At 28.3% G+C, this 15,006-nt stretch carries 27 protein-coding genes; 14 read left to right on the plus strand and 13 right to left on the minus strand.

Annotated features, from left to right (window positions below):
• Window positions 1-153 precede the first annotated feature (153 nt).
• Complete coding sequence (locus tag JJ844_05430; GenBank protein MBO6975113.1) at window positions 154-1,044, plus strand: GNAT family N-acetyltransferase; 891 nt, start codon at window positions 154-156, stop codon at window positions 1,042-1,044.
• A 72-nt stretch (window positions 1,045-1,116) separates the two neighbouring features.
• On the opposite strand, the gene JJ844_05435 is transcribed toward JJ844_05430, so the two are convergent.
• A complete protein-coding gene (locus JJ844_05435; GenBank protein MBO6975114.1) occupies window positions 1,117-1,365 on the minus strand; it encodes a DUF3104 domain-containing protein in 249 nt (82 codons plus the stop codon).
• Window positions 1,366-1,824: 459 nt separating this feature from the next.
• Window positions 1,825-1,962, minus strand: coding sequence for a hypothetical protein (locus tag JJ844_05440; GenBank protein MBO6975115.1), 138 nt, complete (start codon window positions 1,960-1,962; stop codon window positions 1,825-1,827).
• Between the two features lie 356 nt (window positions 1,963-2,318).
• Here JJ844_05440 and JJ844_05445 point away from each other — a divergent pair, with 356 nt between their 5' ends.
• A complete protein-coding gene (locus JJ844_05445; GenBank protein ID MBO6975116.1) occupies window positions 2,319-2,753 on the plus strand; it encodes an NADH-quinone oxidoreductase in 435 nt (144 codons plus the stop codon).
• Here the strand turns inward: JJ844_05445 and JJ844_05450 are convergent.
• Complete coding sequence (locus tag JJ844_05450; GenBank protein ID MBO6975117.1) at window positions 2,750-3,259, minus strand: plastoquinol terminal oxidase; 510 nt, start codon at window positions 3,257-3,259, stop codon at window positions 2,750-2,752. The genes JJ844_05445 and JJ844_05450 overlap by 4 nt on opposite strands.
• A 153-nt stretch (window positions 3,260-3,412) precedes the next feature.
• Between JJ844_05450 and JJ844_05455 the strand changes: the two genes are divergently transcribed.
• Window positions 3,413-3,553, plus strand: a complete 141-nt coding sequence (locus tag JJ844_05455) for a hypothetical protein (GenBank protein MBO6975118.1) — start codon at window positions 3,413-3,415, stop codon at window positions 3,551-3,553.
• Window positions 3,554-3,836: 283 nt separating this feature from the next.
• Here the strand turns inward: JJ844_05455 and JJ844_05460 are convergent, their stop codons facing one another.
• Window positions 3,837-4,145, minus strand: coding sequence for a hypothetical protein (locus JJ844_05460; GenBank protein ID MBO6975119.1), 309 nt, complete (start codon window positions 4,143-4,145; stop codon window positions 3,837-3,839).
• A gap of 302 nt (window positions 4,146-4,447) precedes the next feature.
• Here JJ844_05460 and JJ844_05465 point away from each other — a divergent pair, with 302 nt between their 5' ends.
• Together JJ844_05465 and JJ844_05470 are read left to right on the plus strand one after the other, a co-directional pair.
• Complete coding sequence (locus tag JJ844_05465) at window positions 4,448-4,654, plus strand: hypothetical protein (GenBank protein MBO6975120.1); 207 nt, start codon at window positions 4,448-4,450, stop codon at window positions 4,652-4,654.
• 90 nt (window positions 4,655-4,744) lie between these two features.
• A complete protein-coding gene (locus JJ844_05470) occupies window positions 4,745-5,035 on the plus strand; it encodes a TIGR03894 family protein (GenBank protein ID MBO6975121.1) in 291 nt (96 codons plus the stop codon).
• An 11-nt stretch (window positions 5,036-5,046) separates the two neighbouring features.
• Here the strand turns inward: JJ844_05470 and JJ844_05475 are convergent, their stop codons facing one another.
• Together JJ844_05475 and JJ844_05480 are read right to left on the minus strand one after the other, a co-directional pair.
• A complete protein-coding gene (locus tag JJ844_05475) occupies window positions 5,047-5,250 on the minus strand; it encodes a hypothetical protein (GenBank protein MBO6975122.1) in 204 nt (67 codons plus the stop codon).
• A 116-nt stretch (window positions 5,251-5,366) separates the two neighbouring features.
• Complete coding sequence (locus tag JJ844_05480) at window positions 5,367-6,896, minus strand: NAD(P)/FAD-dependent oxidoreductase (protein ID MBO6975123.1); 1,530 nt, start codon at window positions 6,894-6,896, stop codon at window positions 5,367-5,369.
• A gap of 322 nt (window positions 6,897-7,218) precedes the next feature.
• Between JJ844_05480 and JJ844_05485 the strand changes: the two genes are divergently transcribed.
• The gene (locus JJ844_05485; protein MBO6975124.1) at window positions 7,219-7,704 is read left to right on the plus strand and encodes a hypothetical protein; all 486 of its coding nucleotides are present in this window, start codon (window positions 7,219-7,221) and stop codon (window positions 7,702-7,704) included.
• Window position 7,705: 1 nt separating this feature from the next.
• On the opposite strand, the gene JJ844_05490 is transcribed toward JJ844_05485, so the two are convergent.
• Complete coding sequence (locus JJ844_05490; GenBank protein ID MBO6975125.1) at window positions 7,706-7,921, minus strand: Nif11-like leader peptide family natural product precursor; 216 nt, start codon at window positions 7,919-7,921, stop codon at window positions 7,706-7,708.
• A gap of 91 nt (window positions 7,922-8,012) precedes the next feature.
• Here JJ844_05490 and JJ844_05495 point away from each other — a divergent pair, with 91 nt between their 5' ends.
• Window positions 8,013-8,330: a hypothetical protein gene (locus JJ844_05495; GenBank protein ID MBO6975126.1), complete on the plus strand. Its 318-nt coding sequence runs from the start codon at window positions 8,013-8,015 to the stop codon at window positions 8,328-8,330.
• A gap of 1 nt (window position 8,331) precedes the next feature.
• On the opposite strand, the gene JJ844_05500 is transcribed toward JJ844_05495, so the two are convergent.
• Both JJ844_05500 and JJ844_05505 read right to left on the minus strand, forming a co-directional pair.
• A complete protein-coding gene (locus JJ844_05500; GenBank protein ID MBO6975127.1) occupies window positions 8,332-8,724 on the minus strand; it encodes a hypothetical protein in 393 nt (130 codons plus the stop codon).
• A gap of 4 nt (window positions 8,725-8,728) precedes the next feature.
• Window positions 8,729-8,995 (minus strand): TatA/E family twin arginine-targeting protein translocase, encoded by a 267-nt coding sequence (locus tag JJ844_05505; protein MBO6975128.1) that lies wholly within the window; start codon window positions 8,993-8,995, stop codon window positions 8,729-8,731.
• A 405-nt stretch (window positions 8,996-9,400) separates the two neighbouring features.
• Here JJ844_05505 and JJ844_05510 point away from each other — a divergent pair, with 405 nt between their 5' ends.
• From JJ844_05510 to JJ844_05520, 3 genes are all read left to right on the plus strand, one after another.
• Window positions 9,401-9,640, plus strand: a complete 240-nt coding sequence (locus tag JJ844_05510; GenBank protein MBO6975129.1) for a non-structural protein (NS2)-like protein — start codon at window positions 9,401-9,403, stop codon at window positions 9,638-9,640.
• Between the two features lie 300 nt (window positions 9,641-9,940).
• The gene (locus JJ844_05515) at window positions 9,941-10,390 is read left to right on the plus strand and encodes a peroxiredoxin (protein ID MBO6975130.1); all 450 of its coding nucleotides are present in this window, start codon (window positions 9,941-9,943) and stop codon (window positions 10,388-10,390) included.
• A gap of 67 nt (window positions 10,391-10,457) precedes the next feature.
• On the plus strand, window positions 10,458-10,730 hold the full coding sequence (locus tag JJ844_05520) for a DUF4090 family protein (protein ID MBO6975131.1): 273 nt from the start codon (window positions 10,458-10,460) through the stop codon (window positions 10,728-10,730).
• A 98-nt stretch (window positions 10,731-10,828) separates the two neighbouring features.
• Here the strand turns inward: JJ844_05520 and JJ844_05525 are convergent, their stop codons facing one another.
• Together JJ844_05525 and JJ844_05530 are read right to left on the minus strand one after the other, a co-directional pair.
• On the minus strand, window positions 10,829-11,173 hold the full coding sequence (locus JJ844_05525) for a hypothetical protein (protein ID MBO6975132.1): 345 nt from the start codon (window positions 11,171-11,173) through the stop codon (window positions 10,829-10,831).
• Window positions 11,174-11,402: 229 nt separating this feature from the next.
• The gene (locus tag JJ844_05530) at window positions 11,403-11,639 is read right to left on the minus strand and encodes a hypothetical protein (protein ID MBO6975133.1); all 237 of its coding nucleotides are present in this window, start codon (window positions 11,637-11,639) and stop codon (window positions 11,403-11,405) included.
• A 204-nt stretch (window positions 11,640-11,843) separates the two neighbouring features.
• Between JJ844_05530 and arfB the strand changes: the two genes are divergently transcribed.
• Window positions 11,844-12,272 carry an aminoacyl-tRNA hydrolase gene (arfB, locus tag JJ844_05535; GenBank protein MBO6975134.1) on the plus strand — a complete coding sequence of 143 codons (429 nt, stop codon included), beginning with the start codon at window positions 11,844-11,846 and terminating at the stop codon, window positions 12,270-12,272.
• Window positions 12,273-12,344: 72 nt separating this feature from the next.
• Window positions 12,345-12,593 (plus strand): DUF1651 domain-containing protein, encoded by a 249-nt coding sequence (locus JJ844_05540; GenBank protein ID MBO6975135.1) that lies wholly within the window; start codon window positions 12,345-12,347, stop codon window positions 12,591-12,593.
• Between the two features lie 254 nt (window positions 12,594-12,847).
• Here the strand turns inward: JJ844_05540 and JJ844_05545 are convergent, their stop codons facing one another.
• The gene (locus JJ844_05545; protein MBO6975136.1) at window positions 12,848-13,708 is read right to left on the minus strand and encodes a CPBP family intramembrane metalloprotease; all 861 of its coding nucleotides are present in this window, start codon (window positions 13,706-13,708) and stop codon (window positions 12,848-12,850) included.
• A gap of 17 nt (window positions 13,709-13,725) precedes the next feature.
• The gene (locus JJ844_05550; protein ID MBO6975137.1) at window positions 13,726-13,923 is read right to left on the minus strand and encodes a hypothetical protein; all 198 of its coding nucleotides are present in this window, start codon (window positions 13,921-13,923) and stop codon (window positions 13,726-13,728) included.
• Window positions 13,924-14,300: 377 nt separating this feature from the next.
• Between JJ844_05550 and JJ844_05555 the strand changes: the two genes are divergently transcribed.
• Window positions 14,301-14,441, plus strand: coding sequence for a hypothetical protein (locus JJ844_05555; GenBank protein ID MBO6975138.1), 141 nt, complete (start codon window positions 14,301-14,303; stop codon window positions 14,439-14,441).
• Window positions 14,442-14,443: 2 nt separating this feature from the next.
• On the plus strand, window positions 14,444-14,626 hold the full coding sequence (locus JJ844_05560; protein MBO6975139.1) for a hypothetical protein: 183 nt from the start codon (window positions 14,444-14,446) through the stop codon (window positions 14,624-14,626).
• The last annotated feature ends 380 nt before the right edge of the window (window positions 14,627-15,006 follow it).

A 15,006-nucleotide genomic window follows, 5' to 3' on the forward strand; every position in this document is an offset into this window, starting at 1 on the left:
TTCCTAATGAATAGTATTAAATATATCAGAGGATAAATTATTAATAACTAAATTTTTTAGCCACCTAAGCTAAGGTGAATAATTTTTAAGCAAGAATTAAGTTAGTTAATATTACCTTATAAAATTCTAATTTTTCTTAGTTAATATATCTTTATGAAGGGAAAATTTTCAATTAGATTGATATGTACAAATGAAATAAAAGAAATTACAAATTGGGCAAAGTTAGAAGGATTTTCGCCTGGAACCGATGATGTATCAATTTATAGAAATACAGATAAACAAGGTGTATGGGTCGGCTGCATCGACGATAAGCCCATAGGTTCAATTGCATGTATTAAATATAATTCCTCTTATGGTTTTATAGGTTTATTTATCGTAAAAAAAGAATTCCGAAATAATGGATATGGAGTGAGATTATGGAAACATGCCCTCGAATATTTAAAAAATGTTGATTGCATTGGTCTTGAGGCTGCTCCAGATAGATTGAATGATTACGCAAAGTGGGGGTTTAGAAAATCTTCCATTACAAATCGATGGAAATTAAATGGGTCTCAAGATTTGCCATTGAGAAATTTCTATAAAGATCAATTTCATTCTTTTAAAGTTGTCCCCGGTACTAAAATTTCCTCTGAAGCCGTTTTAATTTATGATGATCAAAGAGAACCTAGTCCTAGACCACATTTTCTAAATGACTGGTTGAAAAATTCTCATGGGAATGTCAGTGCAATTGTTGATAATAATGGGATGTGCCATGGATTTGGCAGGATAAGACCTTGTGTATTGGAGGATAATGAGCAAGGCTGGAGAATCGGACCTCTTTTAGCGGATACTCCACCACTTGCTGAATTGTTAATAAGGGAGTTAGTTGGTGATTTAGATGCCCAAATTTTATTGGATTGCTCTAATCTGAATCCATATGCAAATTATCTTTTATCAAGTTTGGGATTTGAGGAAATATCAAAAACTTACAGAATGTATAAAGGCATTCAACCTCCTTGCCCAATGAATCAAGTATACGGACTTGCCTGCTTGGAACTGGGATAATTCCCTTTAATGCGAGCATTTTGCCTTTTGTTTTTGTAATACTGAAGGAAGTTTTTTTCATTATCCATAAACTCAACTTTCAGAAGGTTTCAAAATTTTTTCTACAATATCCGCGTTGATTATAGTGATCTCTCCATTATCAATATTGGCAACTTGAAACAAGGTCCATGAATTTGGATTTCTAGCTCCTCCAATACAGTCGATAACTTGACCGATCCAATAATTTTTATTCTTTTCATTAGTATTTTCGCAATTTTCTTTTTTAATTGCGACATAATCACCAGGCCTAACGAAAAGAAACTCAGGAGTTGCTGAGCTCACAATAAATAGTTAATAGTATATATGTACTATAGCCAGTTATTGGTTTTGTTGCCGAACTTTGAGTTATTTAGCAAACTAGAAGTAATTCAAAAATAAAATGGAATCAACTGAAATTGCTATATTTTCAACATTATTGGGGTTAATTTTAGCTTTAACTGACGCTTATATAGAAAGAAATATTCCTGGATAATATTTCCAATTCATTTTTAAATTAAATAAGATTTAAGCTGGTCTAATATGTCGGCACGGTTGGAAACTAATTTTGTAAAAACTAAATATATCAACCCTCCCATTGCGAGTCTTCCGTTAATTTTCTCTAACTGTTTTAATTTTTTCAAAAATTACTCTTGCGGTTAGACAAAATTTAAAGGGTATAGAAAATAAAAAAGTATTGATTACTTCAAAATTAAAAAAAATTTTAAAAAATTATAGAAATATTATTTCAAACACGAATTAAATTCAAAGCCAAGCTTCTTTCATCTCAAGATAAAGTCTCTCGCTCTCGGCAGAATTAATTTTGCTTTCTGAATAGGATTGTTGCTGTTGCTGCTGTTGATTCTGAGTTGAGTTAGTATTAGAATTTTGGACTTCGCTCATTGGAGGGGCTTGATAATTGTGTTTATTCTCTCATATATAGAGCTTTATTTGTCAATTTAAATTCTTAAATTTTATTTAAATTTTTTTAGTTTGACTGTTTTTTTAAAGTTATTTCGCTACTTTAGTTCTCGCATATAGGAATTTAACTTCCCAATACACAATTCCTAGGAAGATAGCACTTGCAATAATAATTTCAGAAATTGCCAACATTTTATTTATCAATACTATCTTAATTTTGGTATCAATTTACACAGAATGCAATAGGTACTAATTACATTTAAGATTTTAAAAATCTTACTAAATAAAATAAAGCGTCAAAATAATATAAAATTTTAAGTTAGATACATATTATTTTCGTGGGTAATTTCATAAATTCAACAACTCTAATACCTTTAATACCTCTAATTACGGCTTTATTTATTTTTATTTTATTGGTGAGTTTTAACAGAACACTTAACAGGTTAACTAAACCAGTTACTGCACTGGTTGCATTATCTTTATTAAGCTCTGCTTTTATAAGCTCATTTGACTATGTTAGGAAAATAGAAGAAGAAAGAGTTATATCTGAGTTTTTTAAATTTTTTGAATCAACAAATTTAGTTATACATCTGAATTTATTAAATGAAAAAATTTTAATTTTCTTCTCTTTGATAATGATACTAGTAATTGGTTTATCTTTTTATAAATTACCTAGAAAAGAAGGGTATGTATCATTGATGATTAGCCTTGGATTAATATCTTCTTCGGTGATGATCTCAATATTACTAATAGATTTTTCAGCTCTAATCTAAACTTTAGTCAGCATTGACAAGGCTTCATTAAGTTCTTTTACATGATTTAATTCATCTTGAGCTATCGCTTTTATTTTTTGATCATTTGGATGATCTTTTAAATATTTGGAATAAGTTGCAAATGCATGTTCTTCAATTTTTATGTTGACATCATAAGCATTAGCTGGAGAGAGAAAATAGTAAAAAACCATGATCCAGTAATAAACAAGCACAAGGTGTCTCGCAAAAAATCTATCAATCCAGAACCTATCTCCTCCTCTTTTCTCCATTTCTTTAAGATGCTCAGTTTCGTTAATAGCTTGATAAAAATGTTCTTTCATTAAAATCATTGTTTTTTCATTTTTAATTCCTAAGGATTCTTTAAAATGAAGTACTGAAAGAAATGCAAAATAAGGTGATCTAGCTATGACTTCTAAAACCCAAAATCTTTGCAAATTTCTGCCAGAGTAAATGAAGTCTAAGAAGTTAACAGTACTATTCAAAATCAAAGAGTTTAATTTCTTCATACTTTTTGCTTTTCTTTAAGTATAATTACTCAGCCTCTAGAAAAGTACATTCTATTCAGTAATTAACCAAAATTTAATATTTATAGTCTAAAATTTTGTATTTCATTGAAATATTTTTTTTTCATGCATTAATTGGATAGATAAAAATTTTATATGACAAACACTGAAAAAATTGCAAATGCAAAAAAGAGGATTGATGAATTAGAAAAACTTATAAAATATTGGAATGATTCAGAACTGGGCAACACAAAAATAGTAAATTTTCCAAGTCAAATTGAAAATAAAGTGGCTTAGATATTGATACTTTAGGTTTTTAAGTTTTATGAATCTTTAGATATTTAATATCTTTGAGTATATAAATTTTTTTACCCGTAAATAAATAGAGCAATTAAACCTATTTTCAAAAACACTAGGTAAGAAATAATCTAAAAGAAAAATATATATATGAAAACCTTTTCAAAAGAGTATTTAATTCCTATTAAATTTTTACCATGGTTTTTTTGGGTTTTTATATCTTTAGCTAGTATATATTTGTGTAAAACAGCCTGGGTAAGTTAAGTATATCTATATCGTAAGACTAACTTCTTCTAAGCCAATCAGGAGCTCCGCCAAACCAGTCAGACAAATCGTCTTTATTTGGGTTGAAATGGTTTTCTTTGTCGATTCCATCTATACCAAGTGATTGTAAAAGATTATCAATTCCACCATCATTTTTTACCCCATTCCTCCTAAAACTGTTTGCTTTCTTTAACCAAAGAGAAATTGTCGAATTGTGCTGTGCAAATTTCTCAACATATATTCTTTCTTCTAAAGAAATTGATTTATCTTGGGCGATTCTTTTGATTATCCCCTGAATTTTTAATCTTTTTTGATTACTCAAAAGCATCTAAAATCAAATAACTTCTCCATTTATAGGAGCGATGATTTAAAAAATCTTGTCAATGTTTATTTCAACAAATTCACTGTTTTAAAAGGTTTTTAAGCAAGAAAAGTCTTAAGACACTAAAAAAAGGGATCAATTAGTTACGCATGATACTTTTATTTATTTATCAAACTTATAATTCCTACAAATTAGATAAAAAAAATCAATCCATTCTCAAAGACACTTTAAAATTAAGAAAAAATCGATCCAATTGTTGCATAATAGTATAACTGTACTATTATTAGTACAGATGTATTATTTAAGATATGAAAGTGATTTCTTCTTCTCCTTATGCTCCTTTTAATTCAAAAGAGTGGAATTTTCTAATAAGCAAAAATGTAAAGTTTGAAAATACTCCAATAAAGATTCAAAAAAAATTTTATAGAACTTCTACTCTAAAAAAGATTGAAAAAGATAAACTTTTGCAAGAGAAGATTGAATTGCACCAACAAATGCAACTTGTATTCGGATAGAAAAATATTAACTAACAATCTTTTTATTGAATATTATTTTACGAGATCCAATTTTTTGTTAGATTAGTAGAAATACAAGAAGGATTTAATTTGGCTGTTGATCGAGAACTTTTAAAAGAAGTTACCCAAGAACTTTGGAATACCGTAAAAAAACTAAGACCTGAAATAGATCGGCAAACTCGACTTCAATTAGTTTTAAAGGCCTTATTAACTATTGGAGATTTACCAGATCAAATGCAAGCTGCCATGGTAGTAGGTGTTTGCGCAGAAATGGATAAAAGTGATGTTGATAATGTTGAAACTAATTCACAAACTAAAGTTTCAGGCGGAGTTGATACTTCTACAGGCAGAAAAGTTGTTAGAAGAAGTTCAGCTAAATAAACCTTAAACGATCATCCTTTAATTTTCTTTGATTCGTTTTTATTAAGTCTATTGAATAGGTAATATGAAATTACAAGTAAGAGAGGAACGAATATTGAGTGTAAAGTCATCATTAATTCTGTTTGGCCCATTCCTATAAGATTTGACTCGTTTGGAAGTTGTTCTGACCAAGTGCCAACTAAATGCCAGGCTTGAGGAATTGATAAGAAAAACATATAAGAGCTATAAGTTAAGTTTATGTTCAGATAAAGATTATCATTATTGAACGTTTTTGCTTTCTTTATTCTTATTTCTTAACTAAGTATTTGTAGAGTTATAAAAAGAACTTGATTCATAAATTTATTTTCTTAAGAAGAGTTTTAAATTCTTTTTTACCAATAATTTTTTCAGCTGCGTAAGCGCCGCTTGCCGAAACAGCAGGAATTCCAATACCTGGAAATGTACTTGCACCGCAAGTAAATAAATTTTTCACTGGAGTTTTGCAGCCTGGGAAAAGACCTTTTGCTGCAGATAATGCAGGGCCGTAACTACCGCAATAGGTATTTGTGAATTTTTTATGAGTGATTGGGGTTCCTAGCATCTTTAAATCAATCCTTTCATCTATATCAGGGATGAATTTTCGCACTGCATTAAGGAATATTGAACATCTTTCTTCTTTCAAATTTCTATATTCTAGTTCCTTTGGATTTAGGTTTTCCCAAATTTCCCAAGGTTCATTTGCGGGAGTATATCCATGAAGAACATGTTTTCCTTCAGGGGCCATATTTTTATCTAAAACAGATGGGATTGAAAATACAGCTATATTTCTTTCTGCGGTTATACCTTTTTCCCAATTATCAACATGTATTGCATGTATTGGCAAATTTTCAAGACCATCAGCATCAAAACCTAGATGTATATGAAGGAAAGAATCACATTTATTAGGGTACAAAACTTTTGTATTCCATTTTTTTGAAATTTCATTTGGAATTAACTTTTTTAAATTCCAAACATCAGTATTCGTGACAACAGATTCACAAGTATAACTAGAACCATTATTAAGAGTTATACCTGTCGCTAAATTTTTATTGAAGTTAATTGTCTTTACTCTCGAAGAAAGAATTAATTCTCCTCCATTTTTTTTAAATCCATTAATTAAGGCTTTTACTATGGATTCACTACCTCCTTTGGGGTATTCAAGGTATGAATTTGGTTCAAACCATTCGTTAAATAAAGTAGCCATCGCAGCTGTATTTGTATCATGCATTGACATACCACTTATCAAAAAGCTCAATAAATCAACCCAATTTCTGAGAAAAGGATCCTCTAGATGATTATTAACTAAATTCCCAAAGCCTTTATTAATTTTTGGTATTTGATTGATATTAGGTAAAAATTTTGAGGTTAAATTTATTAGATCTAAGAAATTTATTGATTCGGGAGAAAATGAGAGTAAAGGTATTTCATTTATTATTTGGCTAAGAGGTTTTATTCCGGAAATAAATGATTCCCATTCTTTAACAGATTTCTCACCTCTTAAAGTTTTAATTGTTTGTTTAAAAGGTTCTTCCCCCACATCAAGATTAAAATTGCCTTCTGGGACAATTACTTGCCAACCTTTGTATTGAAATAGTTCAACTTCTTCATCAAGTAATTTGAGAATTTGCCCTAGGGGATTAGTTGTTGGCCATTTACCTATTCCACTCCACAATGAAGGACCTGATTCGAAAGTGTAACCTTTCCTTTTGAAACTGTGAGCAACACCTCCAGGCTGTGTATGAGCCTCACATATAAGAACTTTTTTGCCTGATAAAGCTAGAATTGAACCACAACATAATCCACCAATACCACTACCCACTATTACAACATCGTATTTGTCCATTGAATATTTACTTTACTCTTCTCTTAAAACTAATGAGTTTTAGACAAATGTATTAGTTGAAGTTGTAATACTTAGAACAACAGCAAGGAAAAATATGTAAGGAACAGCTTTTAGGGGTATGTAGCCTTGGCTTTTAGAGATGAAGTCCATTAATTTAATTACTTTATGTAAATATAATAACGAGATCTTGTTCCTTATGTGTGTCAAAAAAATGTTTTTTTGGAAATATATTGAAACAAAGAAATCTTTTTGGAGAGATTTTTTAACTTAAAACATTTTTTATGAAGTTATCTTAGTATTTATTCTTAGATTAAAATCTTTTATGAGACAATTTCCTGATATTAATGAGATAAAACTATTAGAAAAAAATTCCCAAAAAAATGGTAGCGGAATTGTATATGAGGAATTGTTAGGAATATGGAAGTTTAAGTATGTATGGGGAAAGGAGTCAGATGAAATCAAAAATATACCCAGTTCGATTCTCCAAGTATTGTCGGCAAGACTCGAATTGATAAGTAAAAAAAAAGAGGATCAAATAAATTATGAAATAAAAAATTCAATTAATTTCGGATTATTAAATATTACTTTTATAGGCAACGCAGAATTAAAAGGGATTAGACCTTTATTGGCTTTCTATTTTGAAGAATTGAAAATCAGTATTAGTAGTTTTCCTATATTCAATAAGGAATTAAAAAGACCAGAAGATAAAAAAATGCCTTTTTTCTCACTTGTAGGAATTAGCACTAAAGATAATTGGTTATGCGCTCGAGGCAGGGGCGGAGGGCTTGCAATATGGGTTAAGTCTTAATTTAGTGGTATTCTCCTGGATGATCTACCTTCCTTACGGTAACTTTATCAACTTTTTGTCCACTAAATCTTAAGAGATCATCTCCTGAAAAGTCATAACCTAAGCGTTGACCTATTAGGGCTACATCATCTGCTGTAGAGGATGTAGTAACCTGCTTTTTTAATTCTTCATCAGATTGCATCTTAATTAAAAATTTTCTTATTTCAGAAAAACTCATTACTAGAATTTGATTGATTGATGTTAAAGAAATTTATAAAATCTTTTTCTTAGCAAGAACAAGATAAATAGATAGTCATTATACTATTTTTATGACATACTTATTCCTCTATATAGTTGGCATAATTTTAATATGGTGGACATATCGTGTCGGTTGGCTTGAGGCGCTCAAAACAGTAGTTAAAGTTATAGTTCCCTCAGCGCTTATTATTTTATTTAACATAAAAGCCGGAAGATTACTTTTTAAAAGTCCTGTAGTTGGTTTATTAAGCGCTTTGCCTACCTCTATTTTTATTTTTAGAGGTTCATTGCCTTTAGTTAGTTATATAAATAACTGGATTGAAAATAAAATAAATAAGGATGATGATTCGGAAGTTATAGATACTGATTCTGTGCCTTTAGATGATTAATTTATTCAAATCCAAGAAATAATTCTTTGTGTACAACAAGAACATCAAATAAAGTTGTTCCATGAATAGGACTTAATGGGATTTTGTCTATATTCAATGCTTCTGCGCAAATTAAATGAGCATCCCATTTTGTATTGTGATCACTTATTTCAATTGACCACTCAACTACTTTTTTGAAATGATCTGGCATCTCCGAACCAATTTTTCTGCAAATTTGACATAGAACTGACAAAAGAGGAGGTTTTGATGGCCTTTTTAAATCTTTAATAAGACTAGGTTGTGTAAAAACACTTGTATAGCGGATGTAGTCTATCAATTCATATTCTTCTTTAGTAAGAGCTGCTTTATCTAATGCTCTTTCAAATTCGTCTATGGGGGTTATGGGCCTATCCAAGATATTATTTTTTGCTGTTTTCTGAATCTATTTTTTCTTGATTAATTTCATTGGTTTGATTGCTTTCTATAGATTTAGGAGATTCATCTTTATCTTCTTCATTCATAACTTGGTCGATTTCATTTTGAAATTCATTCGACGCTTTTTTAAGACTTTTCAAAGTTTTACCAAGCTGTTTTCCTAATTCTGGAAGCTTTTTTGGACCAAAAATTAGAAGAGCTAAGATAAGTATTACAGTAACTTCAGGCAAACCTACACCAAAAATATTCATAACTGATAACTATTTAACTTATTAGGAAATCTACTATTAAATATAGTCATATCATGTGAAAATTTCATTCTCGGACAGCTTTTTTAATATTAAAAAATTTTGGAAAATATTATTGTTATTAATACTCCTTTGAAGAAAACTAACCAAAGTAATTGATAATCACTCAATTTGAATTTTTTTTGGTACCAATTTATAAGAGTTTTATGTTTATCTATTAATTTTCTCATTTTCACCGAGACTATTTATTATTATCACTTATTTTATCTTAATTTCTTTTATTATTATTTTATAGAAACCCTAGATTCAACCCAAAATAGATCATTCTATTAAATTTTAATCTTTTTCTAAATTAATTTTTTTCTAAATTATTAAAACTATTCGCTAAATATTTACTATTTATAAAAAATGAAGTACTTATTTGTTGTTTTTTACCTTTTTTTTCTAAGTTATCCAGCTGAAGCTGTTACCACAAAGATGTTTAAAGTATTGGATACGTGTGCAAGATATCGACTCGGTGAGATAAATGCTAATGAGGCTATAGAAAAGCTAAAATTAAAATTAACGGATTCTTCCACTAGTCAGCCAAAGGACCTAGTAAAAAAATATTGCTCAGTATTTACTCCAAATGAAAAAATTGAATTTTAACCTTAGTAAGACATATTTAATTATTCTTTTTTGAATAATCTTTAGCTTTGTTTCGGATTTCTTTAACTTTTTTAAAATTAGTTATTTTTAAATTAAAAATAACTCCCAAAAAAAGAATAAGAAATAAAGAAATATAAATTATTAATTCCATATTATTGAATTAATAAATTCACCTTAGTTTATTTCAATAATTTTTTAGTATCTTTTAAAACAAAAAAACTGACTTTAATAGCAGTTATTTACTTTGCGGCCACAAAAAAAACATATTAACCTCTAATATGGAATTTTATAAGAACTGTTGTGCAAATTGGAGATAAAATTCCAGAATTTTCTTTATTGGATCAAAATGGAGTTAAAAGATCAAATAAGGGATTAAAAAATCCCCTCGTTTTGTTTTTTTATCCAAAAGATGATACGCCTGGTTGCACTATAGAAGTTTGCGGATTTAGAGATAAATATGACTTATTTAAAGTATTAGGAGCGCAAGTTTGGGGAGTAAGTAATGGAAGCACCTCAAGTCATTTGGCATTTGCTAATAAAAATAAATTACAATATCCACTACTTTGTGATACAAATGACTCTCTTAGGAAAACTTTTAAAGTCCCTAAAGTATTAGGCTTTATGGATGGTAGGGTAACTTACGTTATTGATCGCAAAGGGATAGTTAGACATATTTTTAGAGATTTATTGAATGGTCCTGAACACATTAAAGAGGCAATTAGAGTACTTAAAGAAATTCAAAATCAATAAATTATTATTCAAAGAATTTTAGATTAATAACTTTTGTTTTATTATTGTTTCAGCTGTTTTTAAATTTATGCAGAAAATGGGAATGCAGGCTGTTGATCTTGCTATTCAAAATGGAGTGGATCTTGACGGTACTCCAATCCCTAAAAAAATGCTAGATCTATACAATAAAATTATGGATGAGGAGAATAAAAGACAAAGGAGCGGTGTTAAAAAATCAATGAGAAATAGATGCGTCAAAACAGGTTCTAAGCATTTTGATAAAGAAACATTGAATCAATTATTAATAGACTCTGGATGGGAAGGTCTTAAAGAAAAGGAAATTTTATTTTTTTATAGTTAAAAAAATTTTTTATTTTAAAAAAATCATTTATGGTAATTATTTATTTAAATTAAGACCTGAGAACTAATTAAATATTTTTTTAGATTTAATTTTTTGAATTATCTAAACCATCCATTTTTTTTAGAGGAAATTATTTTCTCTTTTTCAGCTTTTGTTTTATTACTTGCTTTTTTGAAAGCCAAGTTGGCTTCTATAATTGTAACTATTGATATAAAAAAAAGACCAGAAATTCCAATTATTTGTTCAATTTGAGACGGTTCTAAATCTCCCTGTAAAAAAAAACCTAAAGCGAACCATGCAGTACTAGCAGTGATGGTAAAAAAGTAGGGTTTCCATCTTCTTTGATATAAGTAACCCGATCCTAAACCAGGAAGAAAATTTAAAAAAGATGCTATCCACCCTTTTGAAGATGCAAGTATTTCATCTCTTGATGGATAAGACATCTTAATTAGGTATTTATTAAATGTGAATTTATATAAGCAAAAGATATTGCTGCACAAATTACCCAGCTAAAGGGTAAGAACATTCTTATTTTTTCTTTATTATTATTCATCTTTTAATTATGGAAAATATTTTTAAAATCTGTGGATTTAATGGATTCCTTAAGATTAAAAGAATTAAAAAAGACGGTTAAAAACCGTCTTTGGAAAAAATAATTTCTCTAAAAATAAATTATTTATCTTTTGAAGCTGAGAGTACTTTAAGTTCTTTTTTTACTTCTTTTTCTCTCTCTTGAAGATGTTTTAGTTGAGCTTTAAAAGCATCTTCAAGTCTTACTTTTTGTTTTGTAATTTCATCAAGCTCTTCTTGATGTTGGTTTTTCTTTAACTCCTTCATTTCACTATCGGAAATAACATATACTGGGCGATATGAAGGTGTTTCAAAAAGAAGATCAAACATTGAATACATAAGTGACCTTTGAATTAGTACAAACTTAATATCTGATGATTCTTTGAAATATGAAAGGATAAATACCGAAGATATTGATACGGCAAATACACCGAATTTCGGTTTACCTAACTTAACCGCCCAGTATTTACCGATCAAATTTCAAGATATGTTTTAAAGTATTAAGGAAATGATTCTAAAGATCTAAATCAAAAAGAAATAAAAATGGATTTAAAAATTACTAAAACATTAGTAATACCATCCAACGAAATTAAGTGGAGATTTTCCAGATCCTCCGGTCCTGGAGGACAAAATGTAAATAAAATTGAAAGTAGAGTAGAGATTATTTTTAATTTAGAAGATTCCAAAGTATTAAATGATTATCAGAAAGAAATTCTTAAGAGAAACTTGAAAACCAAATTAGTGAATAATAGCTTACGTTTAGCGGTTCAAGAACACAGAAATCAATTATTAAATAGGCAGCTAGCTTTAATGAAATTTAGTTCAATCCTAAAAAATGCTTTAAATAAACCATTTAAATTAAGAAAATCTACACAACCCACTAAAGCATCACAAAAGAAAAGAGTTGAAGTTAAGAAAAAACGTGGCGAATTGAAAAAAAGTAGACAAAAAGAAAAAACTTATCAAATATGAATAAACTAAATAAATATTTTCCTCGCAGATTGCAATTAAACATGTGATAAATTTAATTTAATTTTTGGTTTATTGAATTCAACTAATGATTTCTGGTTAATAGACTCCAATTTTGTAGGAGTGATGCGTTTCTACAAAGATAATGATCATTCTGATAAATCTATTGATTATATGATTATTGAAGAAGGAATTATTATGGGAATACATGGAGAAAATCCTCCTTTGATGAAAACTAGAAAAAAAATTTTTATAGAAGAAGCGAGATTATTGTGGCAAAAATTGTTAAATGAAGGTTGGCAAAAAACTAATAAAAAATGGTGAGTAGATTTTACAAAAACTTTTTTAATTTCAGAAAATAAATGAACCTTTAGGGTATAGCCTGGAAATTTTTTCCTGTTGTAAATATTTCTTTTTTTTGATGTCGTTTTCATATCTTCTCAACATCATTAGATAGTTTGTAACTCCAAAAATTACTAAAAAGACAATAAATCTTATTCCTGCCTCAAAGTTCATATGAGAATTAAGCTTTATTTTAATCTGACAATTACTAATCAAAAATCAATCGGTATTTATATCTAATTAATACGTTTAGTAAAAATCTTTTTTGATCGTACTGTATAAAAAATACATAATAAAAGTAATATTAAAATTGCACTAAAGCTTCCGATTGGGTTTGGAATATTTTGCGTAAAAGGCCCTGCTAACAAAGAAGGTGTATTTTCTTTGAATTCTATTAATCCGTTATTTAATAAAAACCAAATACCCACTAGTCCTCCATGAATTCCTATGCAATTCCATAAAGAACCTTTATCTCTAATTTTTACTAATGATAGAAATATCCCAAGTAAAATAAATCCCAAACGTAATCCTACTATGTTCCAAAAGATCTCATTTGATAAATTATGAACGAAGCTAAAAATTATAGCTTGTAAAGCTATTGATATTTTTGTACCATATTCAAATTTTAATTCTTCTAGTAACCAGCCTCTAAAAATTATTTCCTCTGCGAATCCAACACCTAATCCCAGTAAAATAGAATTTAACAATATTATTGGCGAGAATTGACCTATCCAAGAAATATAATTTTTTTGCAATAGTGGTACCAGAATTAGAATTATTAAAACTAAAGCAAGTAAAATACCTTGAGAAAAATTGAAAAAGTTTTTCAAGAATTTGTCTTTTGTTATCCCAAGAATTATCCAAGCACTTGATTTATTTCGTTTGATATAAAACCAATATGGGAGTAAAAAGATAAAAAGTAAGAAAGTAATAATAGTACCAATTAAAGATAAATTATCTTTTTCAAAATTAAACAATAAAAGTGGCTGAGATAAAGCCCAGCCAATTCCATAAAGAATAGGAATAAAAAATATAGTGGATAAAAATCTTGGTCTTAAAAGAAAAAAACTTCTAATTAGTATCATTAAATTTTTCATTTTAGTTTGAATATTAATTAATCCCAGCCTTTGCCTTTTATTATTCTAACTAATTGTTCAAAAAGTTTTAGCTTTTTCTTTTTACTAAAATTTATGTTTTTTGAAAGATTAGATAAATCTTTATAAAATTGCCGAGTTATTTTATCTTCTTTATCACTAGGCCATAGTAAGTCTGAGCCCTCTTCATATTCTTCTTTAAATCTTTCTTTATTCAAATTTTTTTTATATCGTAATAATTTAAATTTTAGTTATTGCAAATGCTTAAAAGTGATGTTTATTAAATTTGTGTATTTATTTAAAATTTATGCTGATTAATCTTTCAACTTTAGTTTTTACATTATTATCTCCATTGCTTATTTTTGCAGTAATAGTATCGGTTTACTTATTTCATTAGGAAGTATTTACAAATAAACTTAATTAATTTAAGGGTGTATTATGCCTATTTTTTCTAATGCAAATGATAAAACTGCAATTACAGCCATTAGTGTTAAGATCTTGTTCTTTTTGATGAAATCCATAATGCATATTAATAATCTTTTTATTAAATTCTTATATAAAATAATAAATAACTAAAATTATTATAACAATTACAATGGAACCCATATATATAGGAGATTTAGTTCCCTCAATAGCTTCTTATAAAAAGATAATTGAAAAATATGATAAAGGTATAAAAGAAGGGGAATTTTATGAAGAACCTATTGGAGGAGATTTTAATTACCCTGATTGGTAAATATGCTTACTACAAAAATAAATTTTGCCTTGGCAGATTGGATTAGAGAGTGGCGTAAGTGCCGGGATAAGAATCCTTCTATAGATGAGTGTGTAAAATTTGTTCAGTGGAAATTGGAAGATTATAAACTTTCTGATAGTGATAAAAGAATAATTGAATCTATTTTGCTCTATGAATCTGAATAAATAAGGGATTATAGACTTTGATTTTTATATTTATCTATAAAAAACAAAGGATCATTAAAATCCTCTTACAAATTAAGAAAAAAGTAAATCAGCATATTTACGGATTTACTGAAAATATAAAAAGGAGTAATTTATAAATGTTGAGTTCGGAGGCAATCTAAATGATTGATAGTCCGCCTGAAATTTAGCAAATTCCAAAATATAGGAAGCGTATTCCTGAGAATGGGATTATTCGAAAATTAAAGTTCAATCAATTAGTCTGATAAGACTTCGCTTTATAATTACTAGCGACAATAGGGACTGAAATTATCGAGAGAAATCCCCGAGTTCACGTATTCTAGGTTTATGAGTAAATAGACTTTAAAATATGTAATTTTATA

Origin of the sequence: Prochlorococcus marinus CUG1435 (genome assembly GCA_017644375.1) — a bacterium.
GTDB classification, from domain to species: domain Bacteria; phylum Cyanobacteriota; class Cyanobacteriia; order PCC-6307; family Cyanobiaceae; genus Prochlorococcus_A; species Prochlorococcus_A marinus_AH.